Source organism: Frankia sp. CcCS3, from assembly GCF_977927575.1.
This window is the reverse complement of sequence record NZ_CDWRCL010000263.1, coordinates 1-5,171: the sequence shown is the minus strand read 5'-3', so window position 1 is coordinate 5,171 and position 5,171 is coordinate 1. Positions and strand designations below refer to the sequence as shown.

The 5,171-nt window shown below is 71.1% G+C and carries 3 protein-coding genes; all 3 read right to left on the bottom strand.

The features are described 5' to 3' along the window. Positions 1 to 1,693, bottom strand: a 1,693-nt coding sequence (locus AC08OQ_RS17510) for a RelA/SpoT family protein (protein ID WP_476612214.1), incomplete at its 3' end; no start/stop codon positions are given. Positions 1,694 to 1,715: 22 nt separating this feature from the next. Next, positions 1,716 to 4,289 carry a RelA/SpoT family protein gene (locus AC08OQ_RS17505; protein WP_476604400.1) on the bottom strand — a complete coding sequence of 858 codons (2,574 nt, stop codon included), beginning with the start codon at positions 4,287 to 4,289 and terminating at the stop codon, positions 1,716 to 1,718. Between the two features lie 82 nt (positions 4,290 to 4,371). Beyond that, entirely contained in the window at positions 4,372 to 4,938 is a 567-nt protein-coding gene (locus AC08OQ_RS17500) for an adenine phosphoribosyltransferase (RefSeq protein WP_462185970.1), read from the bottom strand. Positions 4,939 to 5,171: the final 233 nt, after the last annotated feature.

The following is a 5,171-nucleotide window of genomic DNA, read 5'->3' as shown; positions in this document are numbered from 1 at the left end:
CGCCGGCGCCGCCGGCGGTCCGCGCCCCGCCGCCGTTCCCGGACCGAGTGGTCGTGACGCCCGGCTCGGCCACCCCGGCCGCGGCGTCCCTGCGCTGCCGGGCCAGCCGGCGCCGGATACGTACCCGGGCCCGGGAGGTCCTGACGAAGTGCAACCAGTCCTCCGACGGTCCCGCGCCGGGGAGGTTGGACGTCAGGATCTCGACGACGTCGCCGTTGCGCAGCCGGGTATCCAACGGGACGAGCCGACCGTTGACCCGGGCGCCGATCGCCCGGTGCCCGATGTCGGTGTGCACGGCGTAGGCGACATCCACCGGGGAGGACCGGGCCGGCAGCGCGAGCATCCTGCCCTTGGGCGTGAACGCCAGCACCTCGTCGGCGTCCAGGTCCGAGGACAGCGACTCGAGGAACTCGTCCGAGTCGACCTCCTCCTGCCAGTCCAGCAGGCTGTGCAACCAGGACAGGCCCTCCAGGCGGGCGCCGTCCGCGCCGGGCCCGACCGGTCGGGCGACGATCCCGGTCTCGGCCAGCCGGTGCATCGACGGCGTCCTGAGCTGGATGTCGAGGGAGCGGCCGGCGTCGTCGGTCACCGTCGTGTGCAGGGACTGGTACATGTTGAACTTCGGGGTGGCCACGAAGTCGCGCAGCCTGCCGGGCACCGGTCGCCACAGGGCGTGGATGACACCCAGCGCCGCGTAACAGTCCGTCACCTCGTCGACGAGCACGAGAACGCGGACGAGGTCGGTGTAGTCCTGGACGGGCCGGTTGCGCTCCTGAGCCCGCTTGTAGATCGAGAACAGGTGGCTGACCCGGATGGAGACGGCGCCGTCGATGCGAGCCCCCACGAGCCCGGCTCGCAACCGTGTCACCAGCGCCGCGACGGTTCCGGCCGCGCGCTCAGCGGCGGTGAACTCATCCACCGTGGCGGCGATCCGGGCGTGCTCGGCGGGATGGAGCACGGCGAACGCCCGGTCCTCCAGCTCCCGCTTGATCACGCTGACGCCGAGCCGGTGGGCCAGCGGGGCCAGGACCTCAAGCGTGACCCGGGAGATCTTCACCTGTTTGGGGGGGGACATGAAAGCGAGCGTGCGCATGTTGTGCAGCCGGTCCGCGATCTTGATGACCAGTACCCGGTAGTCCCGGGCCAGGGCCACGATCAGCTTGCGCAGCGTCTCGGCCTCCGCGGCCTCCCCGAACCGCATCTTGTCCAGCTTGGTGACACCGTCGACGAGGTTGGCCACCTCCGCACCGAACTCCTGGGTAACGGAGTCGAGGGTGTACCCGGTGTCCTCGACCGTGTCATGCAGCAGGGCGGCGATCAGGGTGGTCGTGTCCACCCCCAGCTCCGCGAGGACCTCGGTGACGGCGAGGGGATGGCTGATGTACGGATCCCCGCTGCGCCGCATCTGACCGGCGTGCAGCCGCTCGGCGATGCCGTAGGCGTGCACCAGCAGGCCGATGTCGGCACGCGGATGATAGTCGCGATGCGCCTCGACGATGTCACGCAGCTCCGGCGGCACCTGGGACATCCGCGGTGTCGCCATCCGCCGGGCCAGGTGGGCGAGACGCACGCTCGCCTGCCGGGCCGCCGACAGGGCCCGGGAGGCCTCGTCGGCGCCGCCGTCGGCCCGGGACAGCGCGGGGGTCAGACCGCCGCCGGCCGGCAGACCCGCACCCACGGTCTCAGCATCCACGGCACCCCCCTGATTCGACCCGTTAGACCTGTACGCCCGAGGTAACGCGGAAACAGCCGTACACACCCTCGATAGCACGCACCGCACTCAGGATGTGCCTGAGATGTTTGGTGTCTCCCATCTCGAACGTGAAGCGGCTGACCGCCACCTGATCCCGCGTGGTGGCCACCGACGCCGACAGGATGTTCACGTGCCGGTCGGACAGTACCCGGGTGACATCCGAGAGTAGTTTGGTACGGTCCATCGCCTCGACCTGGATCACGACGAGGAACACCGAGCCCGACGACGGCGCCCACTCGACCTGGACCGTGCGGTCGTGCGGCCCGCCACGCAGCCCCGACAGGTTGGAGCAGTCCGTCCGGTGGACCGACACGCCCTTGCCCCGGGTGACGAAACCGGCAATCTCGTCGCCGGGCATGGGCGTACAGCAGCGAGCGAGCTTCGTCCACACGTCGGGAGCACCGGTGACGAGCACCCCCGGCTCCCCGGTCGAGCGGCGCAGCGTGCGGATCGGCAGCTCGGTCTCACCCGCGTCCTCCTCGGCCCCCTCCGGGCCGCCGAGGGCCACGAGCAGCCGCGAGACCACCAACTGGGCGCTGACGTGGTTCTCCCCCACGGCCGCGTAGAGGGCGGCCACGTCGGCGTAGCGCAGGTCCTTGGCCAGGTTCAGCAGGGCGTCCCCGCTCATCAGGCGGGACAGCGGCAGGCCGTGGCGGCGCATCGCGCGGCCGATCGCGTCGCGGCCGGCGACGATCGCATCCTCCCGGCGCTCACGGGCGTGCCACTGGCGGATCTTCGTCCTGGCCCGCGACGAACGGACGAACATCAACCAGTCCCCACTCGGGCCGGCCGAATGGGCCCGCGAGGTGAAGATCTCGACCGTGTCGCCATTGTCCAGCGGGGTGTCCAGGGCTGCGAGACGGCCGTTGATCCGGGCCCCGACGCACTGGTGACCGATGTCGGTGTGCACCGCGTAGGCGAAGTCCACCGACGTCGACCCGGCGGGTAGCGGGATGACGTCGCCCTTGGGGGTGAAGACGAAAACCTCGTCGGTCTCGGCGGCGAACCGCAGGCTGTCGAGGAACTCTCCCGGGTCCGCGGTCTCCCGCTGCCAGTCGAGCACCTGACGCAGCCAGGTCATGAGGTCCGCGTCGGGTCCGCCCTTGCGCCGACCGGCCCGCCCGCCCTCCGGGGTCCCCGCCGAGGGCCGGGCCGCAACCCCGTCCTCCTTGTACTTCCAGTGCGCGGCGATGCCGTACTCGGCCCGGTTGTGCATTGCGTGCGTGCGGATCTGCAGCTCGACCGGTTTGCCCTCGGGACCGATGACCGTCGTGTGCAACGACTGGTACATGTTGAACTTAGGCATCGCGATGTAGTCCTTGAACCGGCCGGGAATCGGCTTCCAGGTCGCGTGCACGGTGCCCAGCGTGGCATAGCAGTCCCGGACCGAGTCGACCAGGACGCGGATGCCGACCAGATCATAGATGTCGTCGAAGGAACGGCCGCGCACCACCATCTTCTGGTAGATCGAGTAATAGTGCTTCGGCCGCCCGGAGACGACCGCCTTGATCCGCGCGTCCCGCAGGCCGGCCTGCACCTGCCCGATCACCTCGGCCAGATAGACGTCCCGGCTCGGGGCCCGGTCAGCGACCAGCCGGACGATTTCATCGTACCGTTTCGGATACAGCGCAGCGAACGCGAGGTCCTCCAGCTCCCACTTCAACGAGTTCATGCCGAGCCGGTGGGCGAGCGGGGCGTAGACCTCGAGCGTCTCCCCGGCCTTGCGTTCCTGCTTGTGCTCGGGCAGAAAGCGCAGGGTACGCATGTTGTGCAGGCGGTCGGCGAGCTTGACCACCAGCGCGCGTGGGTCGCGGGCCATCGCGACGACCATCCGGCGGATGGTCTCCGCCTGGGCCGCCTCGCCGACCTTGACCCGGTTGAGCTTGCTGACCGCGTCGACGATGAGCGCGATATGGTCACCGAAGGTGTCCCGGATTGTGTCGACGGTGAGCGTCGTCTCCTCGAGGGTGTCGTGCAGCAACGCCGCGGACAGCGTCGCGGTGTCCATCCCCAGATCGGCGAGAATGCTCGCGACCGCGATCGGATGAGTGATGTACGGGTGGCCGGAGAAGCGCACCTGGCCGGCGTGCGCCGCGTCGGCGACCTCGAACGCCTGCTGCACCTGGGCGATGTCGGCGCGCGGGTGGTTCGCGAGCAGCCCGCGCAGCACCGGATCGAGAGCCGAGGGAGGCGTCGCCCGGTGCGTCGAAAAGCGGGAGAGCCGCCCGCGCACCCGACGCGGCAGCGGCGGCGACTCGTGCCCCAACCGGGGGACTACCGGGGAACCGTCCTCGGGACGCCGTCCCAGGCCGACCGCGGTGACCAGCTCGGACCCCCCCGGGGATCCACCTGGTGACTCCTCCCCGCGGACATCGCCACCATCCGCGGCCGGCGGCTGTGCCGGCCCGTGGGCTGCCGGCTCACGCGCCGCCGATCCGGCGGTGGCCCGTGCGGCATCGCCCACCGGCCGGGGCTCCCGGAAGGGAGTGACGGCGGGCGGCGGAACTCCGGTGGTCACCGGCGCTGCCTCGGGCACGAACCGCTCCTGCGTAAGGACTAGACACCGAGCCTAACGCCGCACTGGTCAGAAGCCTTCCGCGGACCTCGCCCAGGCAAGATCAAATCGCCAGAAGGGAGACGACATCGAGCGGCGCAACCCGATCACGGCCCGGTAGGAAGGACAGCTCCATGAGGACCGCCAGCCCCACGACCTCCCCGCCGCCAGCCGCGAGCAGGCTGTGGGCGGCGGCCGCGGTGCCACCGGTGGCCAGCACGTCGTCGACGAGCAGGATCCGGTCGCCGTCGTGCACTGCGTCGGCGTGGATCTCGATCGTGGCGGCGCCGTACTCCAGGTCGTAGGACGCGCTTCGGGTCGGCCCCGGCAGCTTGCCCTGCTTGCGGATCGGCACGAGGCCGGCGCCCAGCCGGTCCGCGACCGGCGCGGCTAGCAGGAAGCCCCGCGCCTCGATGCCGGCGATCGTGGTGGCCCCCAGCGCCCGGGCCGCGTCCGCCAGTGCACCGATGACCACCCCGAACGCGGTCGGCGTCGCGAGCAGCGGGGTGATGTCCTTGAACACGACCCCCGGCTGCGGCCAGTCGGGAATGTCGCGGATGTGGCCACGCAGGACCTCGGCGACCGCGTCGTGCGCGGCGGATCGCTGCGGTGCGTCGTCGATGCTCGTCATCGTGCCGCTTCTCCCACCTTCAAGGTCGTCCGGACTTCAGGGGCGTCCGGAGATCTGCCGCCACACGATCGGGGCCGCCCGGATCCGCGCGGCCGGTGACCTGGCTCATCGGCGTTTCTTACCGCTCGGCCGTCCGCGCCGGCCGGGTTTGCGCCCCGCGGCGCGCCGGGCGGGGGGCGCGCCCGACGGTCGTCGGGCGGCACCGCCCAGGTTCGCCCCGGCCGGAACCGGTT